Genomic DNA, 19,370 nt, shown 5'->3' on the forward strand with positions numbered 1-19,370 from the left:
AGTAACGTCGGCGGCAAACGTCCGAGAGGGGATCCGGGATTTTCGACCAATTTTCCGCTTTGCCCGCGTCGGGACTCGTTGTCGGCTCATAGCCAGAACATGATAGTTGCAGCCAAGGCGACGGCGGAAAGGAAGACTTTCCGGCATCTGTCATAGCGTGTTGCGACCCGACGCCAATCCTTGAGCCAGCCGAACACGATTTCGATCCTGTTTCGGCGTTTGCCGTTTTGGTGGGCGACCCGCGTGACTTACGGCCCGAGATGCAAGGCGTTATGCTTTCGCCCGGCTCGTCGATCTCGCGCTCGTCGTTCGCCCACGAGCCGGCGGGCGAGACGGAGCAGAACCTCGGGTTGATGCGGCTGATCGATCGGCAATTCCTGGACACACCCTTCACCGGCGTCCGGAAGATGACCATCTGCAGAAGTCTGGGGGGTCAGCCTGCAGACGGGCGTGGCGTGAACCAGAAGCGCATCCGGCGGATGCGGCTCATGCCAGATCTGGTGCGCCGACATCACCTCTCTGCCGATGCGGCGCATGCGCCGGGATCGAACCGATGGCGCCGCGATGGCTTATTTCTGTATCCGGTGGTCCTTCACCCGCAAGGTGCTGGTCTGGCGCAAATCGAACACGCTGGAGGCCGAGTGTCTCGCGTTGAGTCGCTGAACGAGTCCATCCACCGCTATGGCGCGCCCGAGATCATGAGGTTCGCAGTTCACATCTTTTGTCTGGACTGATCGGCTGAAGCGGATCGGCATCCGGATATTGAGGGGTGGCAAGCGGCGTTGGATCGACAACATCTGCATCGAGCACCTGTGGCGGCCCCTGAAATATGAACGCGTCGACCTGCACGCCTGGCAGACCGGATCTCAGGCCAAGTACGCCATCAGCGGCTGGATTTTTCGGCCACTCTCTCGGACCGATGGCCTTCGCGGCCTCACCAGCGGCCCCACGCCGCCCACGGCAGCCGCCCGCCGTGGGTTATTGGAACAGCATCGAAACCGACCGGTAGATGCAGGCAGTAGCTGAAATCACCCCGGAAACTGGCCAAGGATGGGAAGCAGCTCACCCTGCGCGGCGAAGTACCGAAACTCGGGTTTCAGCGATAGACAAAGGTTTGCGGCGCTTCGCCCCGACGGACCGCGCCGCGATACATGCCTTCGCAATTGAAGGGCATCGCGATATTGCCCTGCCGGTCCACCGCGATGACCCCGCCCGACCCACCGTTTGGCATCAGGTCCTCCATCACCACTGCCGTCGCCGCTTGATCCAGGCTCTGCCCGGCATGGCGCAGGCGGGCCGCGATCTCGGCGCCGGCGGTCCAGCGGATGAAGATCTCGCCATGGCCCGTGGCCGAGACGGCGCAGGTGGCATTGTCCGCGAAGGTTCCCGCACCGATGACAGGCGTATCGCCGACCCGGCCCGGAAGCTTGGCCGTCATACCGCCGGTCGAGGTCGCGGCGGCGAGGTTGCCTGCAAGGTCCAGCGCCACCGCACCGACCGTACCGTGGCGGCGGGCGGGATCGGTCTCGACCGCGCCGGTGGCGCGCAGGGCCAGCGTCTCTTGCAAGGCGGTCCAGCGGGCCTTGGTGAAGAAATAGTCGCGATCCTCGAAGGGCAGCCCGGCTGCGCGCGCCAAAGCAAGCGCTGGGGGACCGATCATCATCACCTGCGGGCTGTCCATGACCAGCCGCGCGACCCGGATGGGATTGCGCGGGCCAAAGATTCCAGCCACCGCGCCGGCCTGCCGGTCGCGGCCATCCATCACGGCGGCGTCCATTTCCTGCTCACCGGCCGAGGTAAAGACCGCGCCCCGGCCAGCATTGAACAGGGGCTCATCCTCAAGCACCACCACGGCCTCGGTCACCGCGTCGATGGCCAGACCACCGTCGCGCAGGACAGACTGACCCGCCTCCAGCACCCGGCGCAGGGCGGCATGATATGCCGCTTCCTTTTCAGGTGTCATCGTGTCGCGCAGGATGGTGCCCGCGCCGCCATGAATGGCCAATGCCCAGCCCGGTGTCGTCATCCGCGCCGCTCCATTCCATGGTCCTTCGCGCAATGGCGGGCGATGTCGGCATGTGTTGCCACCCAGCAATCGCCCTTTTCAGTGATCCGGCGCAGCAATTCTTCGAGAATGAAGATGCGCGAGCGATAGCCGGTGACATGCGGATGCATGGTCAGCAGAAACAGCCCACCTTCGGCATAGGCCCCCTCAAACTCGCGCAGGAAGATGTCCAGAACGGCGGTCGGCGGGGTATAGGGCCGCTGTCCGCCAAAACGGTTCATCATGAAATAGGGCGCGTCGTCGCGGATCCACTCGACCGGCAGTTCGACAATGCCGGTCGGGCGACCATTGCTGAGGATCTCGTAGGGGTCGTCATCGGCGAAAAGCGAGCTGTCATAGACAAGGCCCAACTCCTCGGCGATGGCGAGGGTGGCGGGGCTGTAATCCCATGACGGCGTGCGCATGCCGACGGGACGAATGCCGGTGACGCGTTCCAGCGTATCAGCGGCGCGCAGCATCAACTCGCGCTCCTGCGCCGGCGGAACCTGAGTGTTCACCTCGTGGATCCAGCCGTGCAGGGCGACCTCATGACCGTCCTCGACAAGTGATTTCTGCTCATCCGGGTAAAGTTCGGCGGCGACGCCGGGCACGAAGAAGCTGGCCTTGGCGCCGAAGCGGTCCAGCACCTCGCGGATGCGGGGAACGCCCCGGCGGTTGCCGTACTGACCCCATGACAAGCGGCCAATCGAGTTGCCGCCATCGCGCAGCTCATTCGTCTCGTGGTCGCTATCAAAGCTGAGGGCGACGGCGCAGCGCGCGCCACCGGGCCAGCTTTTCGGCTTGAGCGAGCGCCCGGCGCGCACGAAATCCACCAGACCACGCCAGGTCGGCTCGTCCCAACTATGGGGCGGGGTGTCGGGCGCAAGGCTCATGGCAGTCTCCAAGGGAAAGGGGGGGGAAGTCCGCGCATGGCCCAGATATGCGGGGCCATGCGCGGACGGGATGGTTTACTTCGCGGGGTGAACGTCCATGGCGACGGTATCTTCGTCGGCGCGCGGATCGTAGGTCACCTTGTCGGCCTTCATGCCCCATGCCGAGACGTTGATCACCAGCGGCAGGTCGGGCCGGTCGGTCGAAACCAGCAGGTTGGCTTCCTCTAGCAAGGCCTTGCGCTTGGCCTCGTCCATCTCGGCGGCCGCGGCTTCGATCAGCTGGTCCATCTTGGGATTGGCATAGCCGCGCACGTTGAAGGCACCCAAGCCCTTATCCGCGTCGTTGCTGTGCATCAGCGACGACAGCGTGTAGTTCGATTCCCCCGTCAGCGTCGCCCAGGACGCCATGTACAGCGAATACTCGCCGCGCGTCTTTGCCGGGTTGAACACCGTCGCGGGCACGCCCTGCACGTCGACCGTCACGTCGATCGCGGCCAGAAGCTGGGCGATGGTCGGTCCAAGCTCGGTCGGCATGCGGTCGCTCGCATAGGCCAGCGCGACCTTGAAGCCTTCCGGATAGCCGGCATCGGCCATCAGCTGGCGCGCCTTGTCGACATCGAAGACCGGCGCGGGGATGTTTGCATTATAGCCGAAGATGTTCGGCGTCACCATCTGGGTCGAGACCTTGCCCATGCCCTCCAGCGCGAACTCGATGATGGTCTCGCGGTCCAGCGCCAGATCGAAGGCCTCGCGGACGCGGGGATCGGCGAAGGGGTTCTTTTCGACCTTGTTGCCGGCATTGTCCCAGACTTGGGGCGTATTTTCGCGGAAGTCGAACTCCAGATAGGGAATGAAGACCGAGGGCGAATTCACCACCTTCAGCGCCTCGTCCTGCTCGACGCTGGCCAGATCGGTCGCCGGGATCTTCGAGATCAGATCGACCTGCCCCGCCTTCAGCTGCGCGACACGCGCGGCGTCATTCGGGATTTCCTTGCGGATGACGTGGTCCCAGGGCTGTGCGCCGCCCCAGTAGCCATCGAATTTCTCAAGCACCAGGTCCTGCGTCGGGGCCCAGCTGACGAATTTGTAGGGGCCGGTGCCGATGGTGGCCTTGCCCGAGTTGAAGCCCTCGGTCGCGGTCTCCTTGGTCGAAAAATCCGCCGCCGCCGTATGCGAGACGATGAACAGGCGGATCAAGTCGTTGGGCAGCGTCGGGGCCGGGCCCTTGGTCTTGATGCGGATGGTGTGGGGATCGACGATCTCGACCCCCGCCACGCGGCGGACATAGATCGTTGTCGGGTTCGGCCCGGTCACGTTCGGAATCCGCTCGATCGAGAACTTGACGTCCTCGGCGGTGAAGTCCGAACCGTCGTGGAATTTCACGCCCTCGCGCAGCTTGAATTCCCAGGTCGTGTCATCGACCAGTTTCCACTCGGTCGCCAGCGAGGGCTCGATCTGCAGGTCGTTGCCCGATTTCAGCAGCGTGTCGAAGACCTGCTTGGTCGCCTCGGCATTGGCCGAGGTCGCGGTGAAATGCGGGTCCATCGAGGCCGGGCCGGACTTGGTCGCGATCACCAGATCGGCGGCCAACACCGGGAACGGCGTGGCAAGCGCGCTCATCAGCAGCGCGGTGCGAAGCATTGGCTTCAGTTTCATGCGGTCCCTCTTGGGCTAAGGTGGGTCTGCCGGTTTCGCGCCGGTCTGTTATGGGATTGCGCGGTCAGGTGTCGTCTCCGGCCGCCTCGCCGCCAAGCGATTGGGGCCATGTCCCCGAAGCCGCGACAAGCTTCGTCAAAATCTCGGAGAGGTTCAGTCTTTCAGCGGGGCTGAGGCAGTCCAGCATCAGCCGCTCATGCCCCAGCATCTCGGCCTTGACCGCCTCGACCCCTGCCCTGCCCCGGTCGGTCAGATGCAGGGTGACGCGTCGCTGATCCATGGCATCGCCCTCGCGGTCGATCATGCCAAGGCCGAAGACCTTGTTGGCGGCGCGACTGAGCGTGTTCTTGGGGAAACCCGATGCGCGGACAAGATCCGTCAGGGTCGAGGGGCCAGCCACGTAGAGCGACCACAGCACCACGAAATCCGGCCTGAGCAGTCCCAGCTTGCCCTGAATGAAGCCATAGACCGGATTGTTGAAGGACAGGGCCAGGTAGTTCAGCCGATACGAGAACCAGCAGGGATTCTCCCACAGGCGGGTCCGCAGCGGGCTGTCCTCGGCAATGCCTTCGACTGTCAGGGGCATCTCGCGACCCGCCCTTCCCTCATAAAGCGACTGACGAATGACGTCATCCATGAACGCGCCTAAGTTTTTGTCACAAGTTCCATTTGAGACGTTATTGTGAGGAATTATCTTGCGTCAATCATAATATTTGTTCCTGATGGAACCAAATTGGGATGATTCAGCGGAACTGCCAAGAAGGCGGCAATCCGCGCGGGGATGGACGGAACGAATGCGGATTCAGGACATGAACTGGGCTCAGGTCGAGGCGAGGGTGGCGCAGGACGACCGCTGCGTGCTGCCGATCGGCTCGGTCGAACAGCACGCCTATCTCAGCCTTGCCACCGACATGATTCTGGCCGAACGCGTCTCGGTCGAGGCGGCCGAGCCGCTGGGCGTGCCGGTCTTTCCGTGCCTGCCCTTTGGCATGGCCGCCGGTTTCACCGCCTATCCGGGCACGATCTCGCTGAAGCTACGGACCTATCTGGCGGTGATCGAGGATATGCTGGACAGCGTCCATCGCGCGGGCTTCCGCCGCATCCTGATCGTCAACGGCCATGGCGGCAATGCGCCGGTCAATCCGCTGATCGGCGAATGGCTGAACGATCACCGCGATGCCTCGGTCAAACTGCATGACTGGTGGCGCGCGCCGAATACCATGGCCAAGGTGCTGGAAATCGACCCCGCGGCCTCGCATGCAAGCTGGATGGAGAACTTCCCCTGGACCCGGCTGGAGGGCGCTCCGGTCCCGGACTTCAGCAAGGAGCGCATCGATTTTTCCGCCGTCAGCCGCGTCGATGCCGGGCGCAAGCGCACCCGCATTGCCGAGGGCAATTACCACGGCGTCTTCCAGCGCCCGGATGCCGAGATGCTGGCCATCTGGCAGGTCGGCGTTGCCGAGACCCGTCACGAAATCGAACACGGCTGGCACTGACGGCCCGGAGCGCGCTATGGCATCCTTCATCATCCGCCGGTTCGCGCAGGCGATGGTCGTCCTGCTGGTCATGTCGCTGCTGGTCTTTGCTGGCGTCTATGTGATCGGCAATCCGATCGACGTGCTGATCTCACCCGACGCGACACAGGCGATCCGGCAGCAGGTGATCGAACAATACGGGTTCGACCTGCCGATCTGGCAGCAATATCTGCATTTCCTGCAACGGCTGCTGACCGGCGATCTGGGCAGTTCCTTCGTCTTCAACATGCCGGTCGCCACGCTGATCGCCCAGAAGCTGCCCGCGACGCTGGAACTGACGCTGATCGCGGTGCTGTTCGCTTCCGCGGTCGGGATCCCGCTGGGTATCTATGCCGGTTACCGGCCCGACAACATTGCGGCGCGCGTGATCATGGCGGCCTCGATCCTTGGATTTTCGGTGCCGACCTTCTGGATCGGGCTGATGCTGATCATGGTCTTCGCGGTGCAATTCGGCATCCTGCCTGCCGGTGGCCGCGGCGAGACGCGGGCGCTGTTCGGGGTGCCCTTTTCATTTCTGACGCTTGACGGCTGGTCGCATCTGATCCTGCCCGCGCTGAACCTGTCGCTGTTCAAGATGTCGATGATGTGCCGGCTGGCCGCCTCGGGCACGCGCGAGGTGATGCTGACCGACACGATCAAATTCGCCCGCGCCGCCGGTATTGCCGAGCGCACGATCCTGCGGCGGCATGTGCTGAAGCTGATCTCGATCCCGCTGGTCACGGTCTTTGGACTCGAGCTTGGCTCGACGCTGGCCTTCGCGCTGGTGACCGAGACGATCTTCAGCTGGCCGGGACTGGGCAAGCTGATCGTGGATTCCATCACCTCGCTCGACCGGCCGGTAATGGTCGCCTACCTGATGCTGGTCTCGGCGCTGTTCGTGGTCATCAACCTGTGCGTGGATCTGGCCTATGCGGCGCTTGATCCCCGACTGCGCCACGGGGGGCAGTAAGATGGCGACAGCAATATCCACCGGGGCCGTTTCCCCCTTCGCCCAGTTCTGGCACGACTTCCGCCGCAACAAGGTCGCGGTGGTGGCGCTGGGTGTCGTGGCGCTGATCGTCTTCGTTGCGATTTTCGCGGCGCTGATCGTGCCGCAGGACCCTTATGACCTGAAGTCGCTGGTGCTGCGCGATGCCCGCAGGCCGCCGGGTTATGTCGGGCGCGACGGGATGCTGCATCTGCTGGGCACCGACAGTCAGGGCCGCGATCTGCTTTCAGCCATCGTCTATGGGCTGCGAATTTCCCTGCAAATGGGCCTGATGGCGGGTGCCATCGCCTTTGCCATCGGAGCCGTGGTCGGCTGCTCGGCCGCCTATATCGGTGGCCGGCTTGAGGCGCTGATCATGCGCATCGTCGATCTGCAACTGTCCTTCCCCGCGATCCTGCTGGCCTTCGTGGTGGCGGCGATCCTGGGGCAGGGGAAACAGCAGCTGATCCTTGCGCTGGTTTTTGCCCAATACGCCTATTTCGTGCGCACCGCCCATGGTGCTGCCGCCGCCGAGCGGCAGAAGGACTACGTTCAGGCCGCGCTTTCCGTGCCGATGGGCGGCTGGTTCGTCATCACCCGCCATATCCTGCCCAATGCCCTGCCGCCGCTGATCGTCGTGGCGACCGTGCAAGTGGCCTCGGCCATCTCGCTTGAGGCCACTCTGTCCTTCCTTGGCGTCGGACTGCCCGCGACCGAGCCATCGCTGGGCATGCTGATCGCGAACGGCTTTCAATACCTGATGTCGGGCCGCTACTGGATCGCGATCTATCCCGGGGTGGCGCTGATCATCCTGATCATGGCGATCAACCTTGTCGGCGACCAGATCCGTGACCAGCTGAACCCGAGGCTGCGCAAATGACCGACCTGCTTGAGGTGCGCGACCTGCGCACATGGTTCCACACCGACCGCGGCATCGTAAAATCGGTCGACGGCATCTCATTCTCGCTGAAACGCGGCGAGATCATGGGCCTTGTCGGCGAATCCGGCTCGGGCAAGTCGATCACCGGATTTTCCCTGATCGGGCTGATCGACAGGCCGGGCCGGATCGAGGATGGCAGTTCCATCCGCCTTGAGGGTCGCGAGCTGGTCGGCCTGCCTGACCGCGACTTGCGCGGCATCCGGGGCAAGGACATCTCGATGGTGTTTCAGGACCCGATGATGACGCTGAACCCGGTGGTCAGGATCATCGACCAGATCGGCATGGCGATCCGCGCGCATGAACAGGCCTCCGACGCCCAGATCCGCCGCCGCGCCGTCGAGGCGCTGGCGCGCGTGCGCATCACCGATCCCGAACGCAAGGTCGATCAATATCCGCATGAGTTTTCCGGCGGCATGCGTCAGCGCGTCGCTATCGCCATCGCGCTTTTGCACCGCCCGCGTCTGGTGATCGCGGATGAGCCGACGACGGCGCTGGATGTCTCGGTGCAGGCGGAAATCCTGAAGGTGGTCAAGGCGCTGGTGTCCGAGATGGGCACCTCGCTGATCTGGATCAGCCATGATCTGGCCACCGTGTCCTCGATTGCCGACAAGATCACGGTGATGCGGCGCGGCCAGATCGTCGAGGCGGGGCCCGTGCGCGCGGTGTTGGACAGGCCGCAGCATCCCTATACGCAGGCGCTGCTGGACGCCCTGCCCTCGCGTTCGCAACCGGGCGAATTGCTGGCCTCGGGCGCGACCGAGGCGGCGGGTAAGCTGGACCCCTCGACGCTTGGCGGATCCGCCGTGGGGGCGCCTGCCGATTCGGGCTTCGTGACCGCGCAGGGCATCGACAAGACATTCGCGCGCCGCGCCGGCAGCCTGCGGCAGCTGGGGGTCCGGCTGGGGCTGGCGTCTGAACCCGCGCAAGTCCATGCGGTCAAGCAGGCCGCGCTGACCATCGCGCGCGGCGAAATTCTGGGTCTGGTCGGCGAATCCGGTTCGGGGAAATCGACGCTGGGGCGCATTCTGTGCGGGATCATTCCGCCAACTGCGGGCACGGTGACGATCGGCGGCGAGCAGGTGATGGACGGCCTGCGCAAACGCAGCACCAAGGTCCAGATGATCTTTCAAGACCCCTTCGCCTCGCTCGATCCCCGGCGCAGCATCTTTCAGACCGTGGCCGAGGGGCCGGTCGCGCATGGTCTTTGCACCCGAGCTGGGGCGCGCGCCTATGTCGATCGCTGGCTGCGCGCCGTCGCCTTCGATCCAGCGCTGGCGAACCGCTATCCGCATCAGTTTTCCGGCGGGCAGCGGCAACGTATCGCGATTGCCCGCGCGCTGGCGATGCAGCCCGAGGTTCTGATCTGCGATGAGCCCGTTGCCTCGCTGGATGTCTCGATTCAGGCGCAGGTCATCAACCTGCTGATGGAGCTGCGCCGTCACCTGAACCTGACGCTGCTGTTCATCAGCCACGACTTGTCGGTGGTGCATCACCTGTGCGACCGCGTGGTGGTGATGCGGCATGGCGAGATCATCGAGGCGGGCACGGCGACCCAGATATTCCACACCCCAAAGCAGCCCTATACCCGGATGCTGCTGGACGCGATCCCGCGATTGCAGCCGTGAACATGTCGTCCCCGCGAGGTCGGACGGGTTGCGGATCAGACATCCCTCTCCGGCAAGACATGTCATGGGATCGTCAGAGCATGCGGTTATTCACACATAATCCGATAAAAGCTTGGTATATGCAGATAACATAGCGTTGTATGGTGAGCGACATTTATAAACGATATGACAGTCATCGCCTATAAGTTCACAGAACTATGACCAATACTCGGATCGGCTCCAGTTGAGAGAACTTTTAGTCGACCCGATATAGATTATAGGGTGACCCGAACGTGTCTGATTATGTTGCGCCACAGTGATTTAAACCGGCGTCAAACGTATCTCCTTCGTGATGCAATCTAAGGGGATATGTATCCGTATAATATCGCATAGCTATTTTCAGATTAATCTCATGCACCGTCAGGAATGTCCGTGAACATGATGTCCAGTAGATGCTGTGGTCACTTTCGGCTTTTGATCAGGTCGGCATTCTGCGTGAGGTAGTTCTGGATAAGTGTCTTTTCGAGATCGCGACATCGACCTGATCGCCCCCTCGCGAATTGCCTGAGCAAGGAGGTATCTACCTTTGGGATAATATTTTTCGTATCCTTGATGAGAAATTGCATTCTCATCACCAAAATATTGGGCCGTGATTTCTTTAATAATAGCAATGGCCTCTGGTGTGCCCGAGAGGCTGGCGGCACCCAACTTTGAGTCTATATAGGATTCAAAACTCGGCCGAGACCTCGTCGGCAGCAGCAGCCTCGCTCCCCTACCCTACTACCACGACCGAGCCCGTCGGCTACCTTCATGGGCTAGCCGCGCCAGACCTACCGGCCTAGACCTTGGCCGCAGCCACCAGCGCCGAACTCACCAGAAGACAGAACCTTGGCAAAGGCCTTCCGGGCAGCATCAGGCTCGCCCTGGTTGGTAAGGTCGACCATAATTCATTGAAATGAACGCCACCCACCCGGCACCCGTCGGGGGCTTACGGGGTTATGTCTCGCTTATCATTAAGTATGATTCAGCGCGTGGAAACCGGTAAGTATTGTTGAGGCCCCTGCCCTGGGAAATGGCCACACACCAACTTTCGGTTGCTTCTTTGATGTCGGCAACTCATGCAAGATCGGTCTGCGAAAAATCGTCACCCTCATGCAACTGTGGAACGTCGAGCACCTTGGCACAGGCATTGGAGAAAGCGTCGCCCTATTGATTTGCGCAGGATGTCCAACCACCTTCCCATACCGCGCAAGAGCTCTGCTCGCAGCTATCCCGACATCGGAACTAATGTCGATTTCGAGTGCTCCGAGCGCCACAATGAGATCATGAACGAGATCGGTGACGATCCTGAAATCATCTTCGCTTGCAGGCTCCTACCCCGCCCCTGAACGCGTATTCGCACTAAGGCAAGCACTGCCTCATGACGCAAGATCGGCGGAAATTGCACGTCAGTCCGCCCCGCCTCAATAGCCCACATGAAATCAAGCAAACACCCCCGGTCCGAACTGCCGTGGAACCATGACGGTTTAGTATCGGCGTGACGAGCGAAGTGCAAAGTTCCGCCTCAACTCGATTGAGTGGCCATCGGACCGGTTCTGATAATGGAGAGGGGGCAGACACGGTCCGCCCCCTCATACTTAACCTTGTAACTCGTTTCGCCTATTAAGCCTCTTCTTCCTGAAAGGCTTCTTCTCGGGTGCGGCGGAAGGAGGGAAGGATCATCAGGGCCAGCAGGATCACCGTGGCGATCAGCATCACCAGGCTGATCGGGCGCTCGACGAAAATACTGGGGTCGCCCTGGGTGATTAGCAACGTCCGGCGCAGGTTCGATTCCAGCAACGGCCCCAGAACAAAGCCCAGAAGCAGCGGCCCCGGCTCGCATTTTGCTTTGCGGAAGGCATAGCCCAGCAGTCCAAAGCCAGCAGCCAGGATCACGTCGAAGATGCGGTTGTTCATCGAATAGACGCCGATGCAGCAAAACAGCAGGATCGCCGGATAGAGCAGCCGGTAGGGCACCGTCAGCAGCTTCACCCACAGCCCGATCATCGGCAGGTTGATGACGACCAGCAGCAGGTTGCCGATCCACATGCTGGCGACGAGGCCCCAGAAGATCTCGGGCTGGTTGGTCAGCACGGTCGGGCCGGGGGTGATGCCGTGGATCATGAAGGCCGACAGCATCATCGCCATCATGTTGTTCGACGGAATTCCCAGCGTCAGCAGCGGGATGAAGGATGATTGCGCGGCGGCATTGTTGGCGGCTTCGGGGGCGGCCACGCCCTCGACCACGCCGGTGCCGAATTTCTCGGGGTGTTTTGAGACCCTCTTTTCCAGCGAATAGGCGCTGAACGAGGCCAGCGTCGCGCCGCCGCCGGGAAGCAGACCCAGAAGCGTGCCGATCCCCGTGCCGCGAAGGACCGCCGCCCAGGAATTGTGGAAATCCTCACGCGTGGGCCACAGGCGTGACAGGGGCGCCAGTTTTACGCCTTCGGAGCCGGTGCGTTCCAGATTGGCGATGATCTCGGAAAAGCCAAAGATGCCGATGGCGATGACGATGAAGTCGATGCCGTCGAACAGTTCGATCGCCCCAAAGGTCAGCCGCTCGGCCCCGGTCGCCTGATCCGTGCCGACCATGCCCAGAAGAAGCCCGATCAGGATCATGCCAATGGCCTTCAGAACCGGCCCGCTGGCCAGGATCGTCGCGGCCAGAAGGCCGAAGACCATCAGCGAGACATATTCGGCAGGGCCGAAGGACAGCGCAAAGCTGGACAGCGTCGGCCCGGCCACGGCGATGGCAAATGTCGCGACGGTGCCCGCAAAGAACGAGCCGAGCGCCGCTACGGCAAGCGCCGCCCCGGCCCGGCCCTGTCGCGCCATCTGATAGCCGTCGAGTGTCGTCACGACCGCCGAAGCCTCGCCCGGCAGGTTGACCAGCACGGCCGTGGTCGATCCCCCGTATTGCGCGCCGTAATAGATGCCCGACAGCATGATGATCCCCGCCAGCGGTGGCAGGAAGAACGTGATCGGCAGCAGAACGGCGATGGTCGCGGTCGGGCCGATGCCGGGCAGGACGCCGATCAGCGTGCCAAGCAGTGCGCCCAACAGGCAGAAGGCCAGGTTCGCGGGCGTGATCGCCTCGCTGAAGCCGAGAAAAAGCAGGTCAACGAATGTCATTCGATCCTCCCCAGGCGATGACGGTTGTCAGAAGGGCCACAGGGGGACTTGCACGCCCAACCCGTAGACAAAGACCAGGGCTCCGAACAGCGTCAGCCCGGCTGCCAAGGACAGCACATGGCGCCATTTGCCACCCGGATCGGCAAGCGAGCCGGCGATGACCAGCCACAGCGAGGCCAGTACGAAGCCCGCATGTGTGGCCGCAAAGGCAAAGCCGACAACGGCGATGGTAATCACCAGAAGTGGCCGCAGCCGGATCGCCTCGATCGCCTGCGCGGGCCGTTTCAGGGCAGGCAGGCCGACGGCCAGACCGACGGCGATCAGCAGCAGGCAGACCACGCGCGGCAGAAAGCCCGGCCCCATCTGCGCAAGCGTGCCGAAGTCGAGGCCCCGGCTCATCCACAGGCCAAGCGCGCCAAAGCCGATGAACAGGCCCGCTGACAGCAGGTCGGGCCCGTCGCCTTTTGCGGTGTCCTGAAGGCGGGCCATTACTGGCCGCCCTCGATCATCTTGAAGATTTCGGTAAAGCGCTCCAGCCGTGCAGGCATGTCGGCCTGCCAGTCCTTGCCGGACTTGAAGGACAGGGGCAGCGCCTGTTGCTTGGCTTTTTCCTGAAACTCGGGGTTGGCCAGCGCGGTATCGACGGCGGTAGCCAGCTTTGCGCGGATATCCTCAGGCACGTCACAGCGCGCGGCAAGGCCACGTTCGGACGACATCAGCACGTCGAAGCCTTGTTCCTTGGCGGTCGGCAGGTCGGGGGCCAAGGTCGAGCGCTGCTCGGCGAATTGTGCCAAGGCGCGGAAGGACGACCGATCGCTGGTGGTGTATTCGCCGACATTCAGGCCGATCATCGCGACATGGCCGCCCAGCAGCGCGGTCTTGGCCTCGTTCGCGCCGCCAAAGGGCACCGCGGTCAGGTCGATCCCGGCAGCCTGCTCCAGTTGCAGCATCGCCAGATGTTCGTCGGTGCCCACACCCGTGGTGCCGACCGAGACGGCGCCGGGGTTCGCCTTGGCAAAGGCCACCAGATCGGTCAGCGACTTATACTCAGAACCCGCCTGGACGATGAACGTGCCGGGGTCTTCGACAATGCGGGCGATCGGGCAGATATCGGCGGGATCATAGCGCAGCTTGCGCCCGATCTGCATGGTCAGGAAGCCCGGCGTATTCAGCGACGACACCGTGTAGCCGTCGGGGCGGGCCTGCGACAGCGCGGTATAGGCGATCTCGCCCGAGGCGCCGGGACGATTCAGCACCGGGAACTGCGCATCCAGCTCGGTCTCAAGGAACGGCGCCAGAGTGCGCAGCATGATGTCCGTGCCGCCGCCGGGTGCAAAGGCCACGATCAGCTCGATCGGGCGGTCTGTCGGCCAATCGGCCAAGGCGGCGCCTGTCCCGGCCGCCAAAAGGGTCGCGGTCAGGACCGCAGTCTTCGTGATCGTCATGATTATCTCCTCCCAGAAATCTCGCCTGCGCTCAGTTGCCCTCGGGCATGGCGCAACCCAGTCGTTTCAACGCGGCATCCACCCATGACCGGTCGTTGGTCCCGGCCTCGATAGCGGCCATCTGTCTGGCCTCGGCATCCTGCTTTGCGGCGGTCTTTGCATAGACCTCTTCGGCCGCGTCAATGGGCACGGCAAGAACACCGTCGCTGTCACCCAGCATCAGATCGCCCGGATGGATCACCATGCCATCCAAGGCAATGGGTACGTTGATCTCTCCGGGGCCGTCCTTGTAGGGGCCGCGATGCGTGATGCCCACGGCAAAAACCGGCAGGTTCATCGCGATGAACTGGTCCGCATCGCGGATCGCACCGTTCAGCACAAAGCCCGCCACGCCGCGCCGGATCGCATAGGCCAGCATCAATTCGCCCATCAGCGAGTTGGTCAGATCGCCGCCGGCATCGACCACGATCACGTCGCCCGGCTGCGCCATGTCGATGGCCTTGTGCAGCATCAGGTTGTCACCCGGCCGCGCCTTGACGGTCAGTGCCGGACCCGCCAACACGCCCTCGCGGTGCATCTTGATCAGCCGAGGCCCGCCGGCAGTCATGCGATGCATGCTGTCGCTGACATTGGCGACGGGCAGTCTGGCGAACTTGGCGACCAGATCGCTTGATACGCTGTGTTCGCGGTTGAGGATGCGAAATCCCGTGGACATGATTTTCCCTCCCAGATGTCAGGCGTCTGATTTGCCGTGCGCCAGCGCCGGGCCGTTGATGATGCGGGCGGGCGGCACCGGGCGACCCGCCAGAATGTCGATGATGCCTTGGGCGGCCTCGACGCCGACGCGGGTATTGGCGGCCTCGGTCACGCCGCCGATATGCGGGGTCAGGACCAGACGCGGTTCGGACCAGAATGGATGGTCGGCAGCGGGCGGTTCCTGAGCAAAGCTGTCGAGACCCGCCCCGGCGATGCGCCCCTCGGCCAGCGCGGCGGACAAGGCAGCCTCATCGATCAATGCGCCGCGGGCGGTATTGATGATGATCGCGCCGGGCTTCATCAGGGTCAGCCGTTCAGCATTGATCATGGCCCGCGTCTCGGGCGTCAGGGGCGCGTGCAGGCTGATGACGTCGCAGCGCGACACCAGATCGTCCAGGCTCTCGATCCGGGTGACGCCGGTTTCCATGAACGCCGCATCGGACGCGAAGGGGTCATAGGCATAGACCTCCATCCCGAAGGCCTTGGCAAAGACCGCCGTCTGCCGCGCGATAGCACCAAAGGCGACCAGCCCGATGCTGGACCCCGCCAGTTCGCGCCCCTTGAAGCCCGGCTTTTCCCAACGGCCAGCGCGCAGTCCCGCATCCAAAGGCACCAGCTTCTTGGCCACCGCGAAAAGCAGCGCCATCGCATGTTCCGCGACCGACACGGCATTGGCGCCCGTCGCGACCAGCACCGGCACGCCATAGCTGCTGGCCAGCGCGATATTGATATTGTCCACGCCGACGCCGTGCTTGGAAATGACGCGCAGATCCGGCGCGGCCTCGAAGACAGGGGCATCGATGCGGCCCATACGTGAGATGATCCCCACGGGACGCGCGCCACGGACGGCGTCGATCAACCCATCGCCCTGACTGTAGGCAGGCACATAGACAGGTTCGAGACCTGCTGCCTCAAGCAACGTGACCGCGGTCGGCGCAAGGCTCGGGCCGGTTATCAGAACTTTGTCGGTCATTTCTCCCCCTTGGTCAGCGCAGGCATGGCCGCGCCGATAGATCAGAGTGAATACCAGTAGATTTTCTGAAAAAAAGCGCTTAATTCTGGATATGATCTTAAGGAAATCTGGAATAGTGGACACGCGTCAGCTTAAGACACTGTTGGCCGTCGTGGAGTTCGGCAGCTTTTCGCGTGCAGCGGATGCCGTTCACCTGACGGTTTCTGCCGTGAGCCAGCAAATCCAGGCCCTCGAGCAGGAAGTCGGGGCGTCCTTGTTCGACCGGACATCGCGGCCCGCAGGTTTGACGGCGGCCGGGCAGCAGATGGCGGAACTGGCCGATCAACTGGTCCGAGCGGCTGAAAACGCCATCGACGCGATCTCGGGTCGCAAGCTGATCGGGACGCTGTCGATCGGTTCGGTGCGCACCAGCGCCCTGTCGCTGCTGCCCCGCGCCATGGTCAAGATGAATGCCACACATCCCGACCTGCACATCAAGCTGCGGGTCGCCTCATCAGAGACGCTGTTGCAGGATGTCCTTGCCGGTCGTATCGACGCGGCCATGATCGCCGAGCACGGAAATTTTCCGTCTGCTCTGCGCTGGCGCCCCTTCATGCGAGAGCCGCTTTGGGTCATCGCGCCCCCGGGATCGCCACCCTTGTCCGCCAAGACGTTCTTGACGACCTATCCGTTCATCCGCTTTCGCGCCAATGTGCCGCTCGCGCATATTGTCGACCTGGAACTTGCCCGCCTCAACCTGACATTGAACGAGGTGGCCGAAATCGACACGATCGCCGCCATCACGTCTTGTGTCGCCAATGGCCTGGGCGTCTCTGTCGTGCCGCAAGTTGCCATCGACGACACCGCCGCGGAACTTGTTCGGACCCCCTTTGGCGATCCGCAAATGTTCCGGCAGATCGGTCTGGTCGAGCGCCGCAGCGCTTCGCGGGTCGTGCTGATCGCGGAACTTCACAGACTGCTGGTCGAGATCTGTGGTCCGAACGGAGTTTCGAGCGACCCCCAGTAACAGCAGCCACTCTGAGATACTGTATGCCCTTCACCCGCGACGGGCATAGCGAACATACTGGACCTAGCAAGCTGCGGTGCTGCGGCCTGATACCTCCCCGACCGGAAACTATGGGTCGCCCTGTTCCGCGCGACCTCCGACTGGCCCAGACGGCCATAACTGGCCGGGCTTCATCTGAACCCTTGAGCATAGCCACGAAGGCTCAGGCCTATGGACGTGCTTAAGTCTGAGAGAGACCTTTACCTAGGGTAGCCGCCGTTCGAGCGCCCCCGAGAAGCTGCGGACCACGGGGTCAGAAACTCGGTGGTTGTGCGTCGCTGGGGCGGGGCACCGGGTCCGCTGCATCGTTGGCGGCGGCTCATGCTCCAAGCATGTTTCGACGGCAAGCTGATCACCATGCGATCCAACCCGCGCTGGTGCTTGGATGGATGCGAGATCATCGGGTGGAACGGTGCCAAGGCCTTCCCAACCCTGAAATATGACTACATTCAGATCACGCATTGCAGGACGCCGGCGTGGTCCTCGGGTTGCTCAGGGGATGGATCGAGGATTACAACGACGTCCACCCGAACTCTGGTGAACGGGGCAGGACCAATAAGGGCTTTTATGGCAATAACGGCATTCGTTTTCGGTGTACTGGCCTTACTGCTTGCGCCTGGTCCGACCAACACCCTCATGGGGCTTGCCGGTGCCCAGGGAGGCCTCTCCCGTGTTGTTCGCCTGCTCCCTGCGGAACTCGCGGGATATGTTACAACTATACTGCCGCTGTCATTTCTTAGTGCCCAGCTTTTCCAAAGCTTTCCGGGCTTCGGCGTAGCCCTCAAGATTATTGCAGCGATCTGGATCGCGCTGCTCGCGATCAGGCTTTGGACTTCGTTATCACTTGGCAAGGGTGAGAGGGAAATCAGTGCCACGCGCGTCTACATCACAACGTGCTTGAATCCCAAGGCGCTTATCTTTGGACTTGTCCTGCTGCCTTCCCCGCAAAGCGCAGAGTTCGTACCTCGATTTGCGCTGTTTGGGGCGATGGTGATTGGTGTTGCGATGATATGGGGCGGCCTTGGCGTGGTGACGCAGCTATCCGCCGCCGGAACCAAAAGACTGGCGATACTGCAACGGGTCGCGTCTGCATGGTTGCTGTTCGTGTCGCTGTCACTCATGTTCAACATCGTACGGACCTGACCGGCAGCTTTGGAACGGCTGACGTGCCGGCGAAGGCCGCTGCAGGGTATCAGTGCTCCATCTTTGCCGTGGCATGCCGCCCGTGACGTCGTGTTGCGCCACTTCTGCAAGGGGTTGCCTTTGCGGCGGAATTGGCCAACCTCAAGCCCGCTCAACAGCGAGGAGATGGATGTGTCACACGAGCGCCCGCCCTCGCCCGTTGAGGATGTCCCAGCCCCGGCTCGGCCGCTTGAGATCGTGGCCGCCCTTGGCACGGGTGGATTGCTGACGCTGATGCTGCTGTCGAACAGCACCATGGCGGCGCATACCACGCCGCTGTTTTCGTCGCTTACGGCGCATGCGGTCGGAAGCATCATCGCCGCGCTGGCCCTTTGCGCAGTCTGGCTTTTGCGGGGGACAGCGCGTGCCCTGCCCCGCCAAAACCGTGCGCCGTTATGGGCCTATCTTGGCGGCCTCTCAGGAGCGCTGACTGTGATGCTGACCTCGACCAGTGCGAACTCGGCGCTGGCATTGACCGGAACGCTGGCCATAGGCCTTGCCGGGCAGGTCGTTCTGGCGCTGGTTTTCGACCTGTTCGGGGCGATGGGGCTGGAAAGGCGGCGACCGCGAAAGCAGGACCTCATCGCGTTGCTGGCCATCATCGCGGGCGCGCTGCTCATCATCCTTGCGCGGGGATTGGGGGCATGAGCGTGATGATCCTGCTGGCCTTTCTGGGTGGGGCGCTGGTGACATTGTCGCGCCAGATCAACGGGCGGCTGGCGGTCGAGACATCGGCACTGCAATCCTCGTTCTGGAACCACTTTGTTGGCTTCGCTGCACTGGCGGCGGTGACAGTTCTTGCAGGCAGCTTCTGGCCCGAGGGAGCGGCCACGGCGCCTTGGCTGGCCTGGATCGGCGGTGCCCTTGGCGTCGCCTTTGTGGCCAGCGGCAGTTGGCTGGTCCCGCGCCTGGGGGCGGCCATGACGGGTGGGCTGCTGGTGGCTGGGCAGATGCTTTCGGGGGTGGTGCTTGACCTTGTCCGGGGGGCGGACGCCATCCTGTGGATGCAACTCGCGGGCGTTGCGCTGATCCTGGCCGGGGTAATTCTCAGCCGCCGATGATCACGGGGCATGGAAAGCGAATGTCGCGAATGCTTCCGGCCAAGGCGGTGGTGCAGGAGGCTGGGCGCGACACCACAACCTGCGGTCAGCTGGAGTTT

Annotated in this window: 18 protein-coding genes and 1 pseudogene; 9 read left to right on the plus strand and 10 right to left on the minus strand. The window is 62.9% G+C overall.

Going from position 1 to position 19,370, the window contains the following annotated elements:
• Positions 1 to 86 precede the first annotated feature (86 nt).
• A pseudogene (locus GL300_RS08860) lies at positions 87 to 221 on the minus strand (transposase); the annotation flags it as partial.
• Positions 222 to 272: 51 nt separating this feature from the next.
• On the opposite strand from GL300_RS08860, the gene GL300_RS08865 reads away from it, so the two are divergent.
• The gene (locus tag GL300_RS08865) at positions 273 to 734 is read left to right on the plus strand and encodes a hypothetical protein (protein ID WP_155039273.1); all 462 of its coding nucleotides are present in this window, start codon (positions 273 to 275) and stop codon (positions 732 to 734) included.
• 362 nt (positions 735 to 1,096) lie between these two features.
• Here GL300_RS08865 and GL300_RS08870 read toward each other — a convergent pair whose 3' ends face one another.
• The 4 genes from GL300_RS08870 to GL300_RS08885 form a co-directional block, all read right to left on the minus strand.
• Positions 1,097 to 2,026, minus strand: a complete 930-nt coding sequence (locus tag GL300_RS08870; RefSeq protein WP_155039274.1) for an isoaspartyl peptidase/L-asparaginase family protein — start codon at positions 2,024 to 2,026, stop codon at positions 1,097 to 1,099.
• Positions 2,023 to 2,937: a polysaccharide deacetylase family protein gene (locus GL300_RS08875; protein WP_155039275.1), complete on the minus strand. Its 915-nt coding sequence runs from the start codon at positions 2,935 to 2,937 to the stop codon at positions 2,023 to 2,025. Before GL300_RS08875 ends, GL300_RS08870 begins: the two co-directional genes overlap by 4 nt.
• Before the next feature lie 75 nt (positions 2,938 to 3,012).
• On the minus strand, positions 3,013 to 4,593 hold the full coding sequence (locus GL300_RS08880) for an ABC transporter substrate-binding protein (RefSeq protein WP_155039276.1): 1,581 nt from the start codon (positions 4,591 to 4,593) through the stop codon (positions 3,013 to 3,015).
• Between the two features lie 64 nt (positions 4,594 to 4,657).
• Positions 4,658 to 5,230, minus strand: coding sequence for a MarR family winged helix-turn-helix transcriptional regulator (locus GL300_RS08885; RefSeq protein ID WP_155039277.1), 573 nt, complete (start codon positions 5,228 to 5,230; stop codon positions 4,658 to 4,660).
• Between the two features lie 172 nt (positions 5,231 to 5,402).
• Between GL300_RS08885 and GL300_RS08890 the strand changes: the two genes are divergently transcribed.
• Genes GL300_RS08890 through GL300_RS08905 form a run of 4 tightly spaced genes read left to right on the plus strand, consistent with a single transcriptional unit; the run spans position 5,403 to position 9,660 of the window.
• On the plus strand, positions 5,403 to 6,089 hold the full coding sequence (locus tag GL300_RS08890) for a creatininase family protein (protein WP_246195125.1): 687 nt from the start codon (positions 5,403 to 5,405) through the stop codon (positions 6,087 to 6,089).
• 16 nt (positions 6,090 to 6,105) lie between these two features.
• A complete protein-coding gene (locus tag GL300_RS08895) occupies positions 6,106 to 7,077 on the plus strand; it encodes an ABC transporter permease (RefSeq protein ID WP_155039279.1) in 972 nt (323 codons plus the stop codon).
• Between the two features lies 1 nt (position 7,078).
• Positions 7,079 to 7,975, plus strand: a complete 897-nt coding sequence (locus GL300_RS08900; RefSeq protein WP_155039280.1) for an ABC transporter permease — start codon at positions 7,079 to 7,081, stop codon at positions 7,973 to 7,975.
• Positions 7,972 to 9,660 carry a dipeptide ABC transporter ATP-binding protein gene (locus GL300_RS08905; RefSeq protein WP_155039281.1) on the plus strand — a complete coding sequence of 563 codons (1,689 nt, stop codon included), beginning with the start codon at positions 7,972 to 7,974 and terminating at the stop codon, positions 9,658 to 9,660. The genes GL300_RS08900 and GL300_RS08905 overlap by 4 nt, the downstream gene beginning before the upstream one ends.
• A gap of 1,641 nt (positions 9,661 to 11,301) precedes the next feature.
• On the opposite strand, the gene GL300_RS08910 is transcribed toward GL300_RS08905, so the two are convergent.
• From GL300_RS08910 to GL300_RS08930, 5 genes are read right to left on the minus strand one after another with little or no spacing between them, the layout of a single operon-like run.
• Positions 11,302 to 12,810 carry a tripartite tricarboxylate transporter permease gene (locus GL300_RS08910; protein ID WP_155039282.1) on the minus strand — a complete coding sequence of 503 codons (1,509 nt, stop codon included), beginning with the start codon at positions 12,808 to 12,810 and terminating at the stop codon, positions 11,302 to 11,304.
• Positions 12,811 to 12,837: 27 nt separating this feature from the next.
• Positions 12,838 to 13,299 (minus strand): tripartite tricarboxylate transporter TctB family protein, encoded by a 462-nt coding sequence (locus GL300_RS08915; RefSeq protein WP_155039283.1) that lies wholly within the window; start codon positions 13,297 to 13,299, stop codon positions 12,838 to 12,840.
• Positions 13,299 to 14,255, minus strand: a complete 957-nt coding sequence (locus GL300_RS08920; RefSeq protein ID WP_155039284.1) for a tripartite tricarboxylate transporter substrate binding protein — start codon at positions 14,253 to 14,255, stop codon at positions 13,299 to 13,301. The genes GL300_RS08915 and GL300_RS08920 overlap by 1 nt, the downstream gene beginning before the upstream one ends.
• A gap of 31 nt (positions 14,256 to 14,286) precedes the next feature.
• Positions 14,287 to 14,970 carry an RraA family protein gene (locus GL300_RS08925; protein ID WP_155039285.1) on the minus strand — a complete coding sequence of 228 codons (684 nt, stop codon included), beginning with the start codon at positions 14,968 to 14,970 and terminating at the stop codon, positions 14,287 to 14,289.
• Positions 14,971 to 14,988: 18 nt separating this feature from the next.
• Positions 14,989 to 15,984, minus strand: coding sequence for a hydroxyacid dehydrogenase (locus GL300_RS08930; protein ID WP_155039286.1), 996 nt, complete (start codon positions 15,982 to 15,984; stop codon positions 14,989 to 14,991).
• Positions 15,985 to 16,075: 91 nt separating this feature from the next.
• Between GL300_RS08930 and GL300_RS08935 the strand changes: the two genes are divergently transcribed.
• The 4 genes from GL300_RS08935 (at position 16,076) to GL300_RS08950 (ending at position 19,272) form a co-directional block, all read left to right on the plus strand.
• Complete coding sequence (locus GL300_RS08935) at positions 16,076 to 16,990, plus strand: LysR family transcriptional regulator (protein WP_155039481.1); 915 nt, start codon at positions 16,076 to 16,078, stop codon at positions 16,988 to 16,990.
• A 606-nt stretch (positions 16,991 to 17,596) separates the two neighbouring features.
• A complete protein-coding gene (locus tag GL300_RS08940; RefSeq protein WP_155039287.1) occupies positions 17,597 to 18,172 on the plus strand; it encodes a hypothetical protein in 576 nt (191 codons plus the stop codon).
• A 171-nt stretch (positions 18,173 to 18,343) separates the two neighbouring features.
• A complete protein-coding gene (locus tag GL300_RS08945) occupies positions 18,344 to 18,859 on the plus strand; it encodes a DMT family transporter (RefSeq protein ID WP_343042953.1) in 516 nt (171 codons plus the stop codon).
• A complete protein-coding gene (locus GL300_RS08950; protein WP_155039289.1) occupies positions 18,856 to 19,272 on the plus strand; it encodes a DMT family transporter in 417 nt (138 codons plus the stop codon). The genes GL300_RS08945 and GL300_RS08950 overlap by 4 nt, the downstream gene beginning before the upstream one ends.
• Positions 19,273 to 19,370: the final 98 nt, after the last annotated feature.

Origin of the sequence: Paracoccus litorisediminis, from assembly GCF_009711205.1 — a bacterium.
Classification (GTDB): domain Bacteria; phylum Pseudomonadota; class Alphaproteobacteria; order Rhodobacterales; family Rhodobacteraceae; genus Paracoccus; species Paracoccus litorisediminis.

What these genes read in the sequence shown, in the direction of transcription:
- GL300_RS08950 (WP_155039289.1), top strand. Translation starts at nt 18,856, where the DNA reads ATGAGCGTGATGATCCTGCTGGCCTTTCTGGGTGGGGCGCTGGTGACA.
- GL300_RS08930 (WP_155039286.1), bottom strand. Translation starts at nt 15,984, where the DNA reads ATGACCGACAAAGTTCTGATAACCGGCCCGAGCCTTGCGCCGACCGCG.
- GL300_RS08940 (WP_155039287.1), top strand. Translation starts at nt 17,597, where the DNA reads ATGGCAATAACGGCATTCGTTTTCGGTGTACTGGCCTTACTGCTTGCG.
- GL300_RS08900 (WP_155039280.1), top strand. Translation starts at nt 7,079, where the DNA reads ATGGCGACAGCAATATCCACCGGGGCCGTTTCCCCCTTCGCCCAGTTC.
- GL300_RS08885 (WP_155039277.1), bottom strand. Translation starts at nt 5,230, where the DNA reads ATGGATGACGTCATTCGTCAGTCGCTTTATGAGGGAAGGGCGGGTCGC.
- GL300_RS08915 (WP_155039283.1), bottom strand. Translation starts at nt 13,299, where the DNA reads ATGGCCCGCCTTCAGGACACCGCAAAAGGCGACGGGCCCGACCTGCTG.
- GL300_RS08935 (WP_155039481.1), top strand. Translation starts at nt 16,076, where the DNA reads ATGATCTTAAGGAAATCTGGAATAGTGGACACGCGTCAGCTTAAGACA.
- GL300_RS08910 (WP_155039282.1), bottom strand. Translation starts at nt 12,810, where the DNA reads ATGACATTCGTTGACCTGCTTTTTCTCGGCTTCAGCGAGGCGATCACG.
- GL300_RS08865 (WP_155039273.1), top strand. Translation starts at nt 273, where the DNA reads ATGCTTTCGCCCGGCTCGTCGATCTCGCGCTCGTCGTTCGCCCACGAG.
- GL300_RS08895 (WP_155039279.1), top strand. Translation starts at nt 6,106, where the DNA reads ATGGCATCCTTCATCATCCGCCGGTTCGCGCAGGCGATGGTCGTCCTG.
- GL300_RS08925 (WP_155039285.1), bottom strand. Translation starts at nt 14,970, where the DNA reads ATGTCCACGGGATTTCGCATCCTCAACCGCGAACACAGCGTATCAAGC.
- GL300_RS08905 (WP_155039281.1), top strand. Translation starts at nt 7,972, where the DNA reads ATGACCGACCTGCTTGAGGTGCGCGACCTGCGCACATGGTTCCACACC.
- GL300_RS08890 (WP_246195125.1), top strand. Translation starts at nt 5,403, where the DNA reads ATGAACTGGGCTCAGGTCGAGGCGAGGGTGGCGCAGGACGACCGCTGC.
- GL300_RS08920 (WP_155039284.1), bottom strand. Translation starts at nt 14,255, where the DNA reads ATGACGATCACGAAGACTGCGGTCCTGACCGCGACCCTTTTGGCGGCC.
- GL300_RS08870 (WP_155039274.1), bottom strand. Translation starts at nt 2,026, where the DNA reads ATGACGACACCGGGCTGGGCATTGGCCATTCATGGCGGCGCGGGCACC.
- GL300_RS08875 (WP_155039275.1), bottom strand. Translation starts at nt 2,937, where the DNA reads ATGAGCCTTGCGCCCGACACCCCGCCCCATAGTTGGGACGAGCCGACC.
- GL300_RS08880 (WP_155039276.1), bottom strand. Translation starts at nt 4,593, where the DNA reads ATGAAACTGAAGCCAATGCTTCGCACCGCGCTGCTGATGAGCGCGCTT.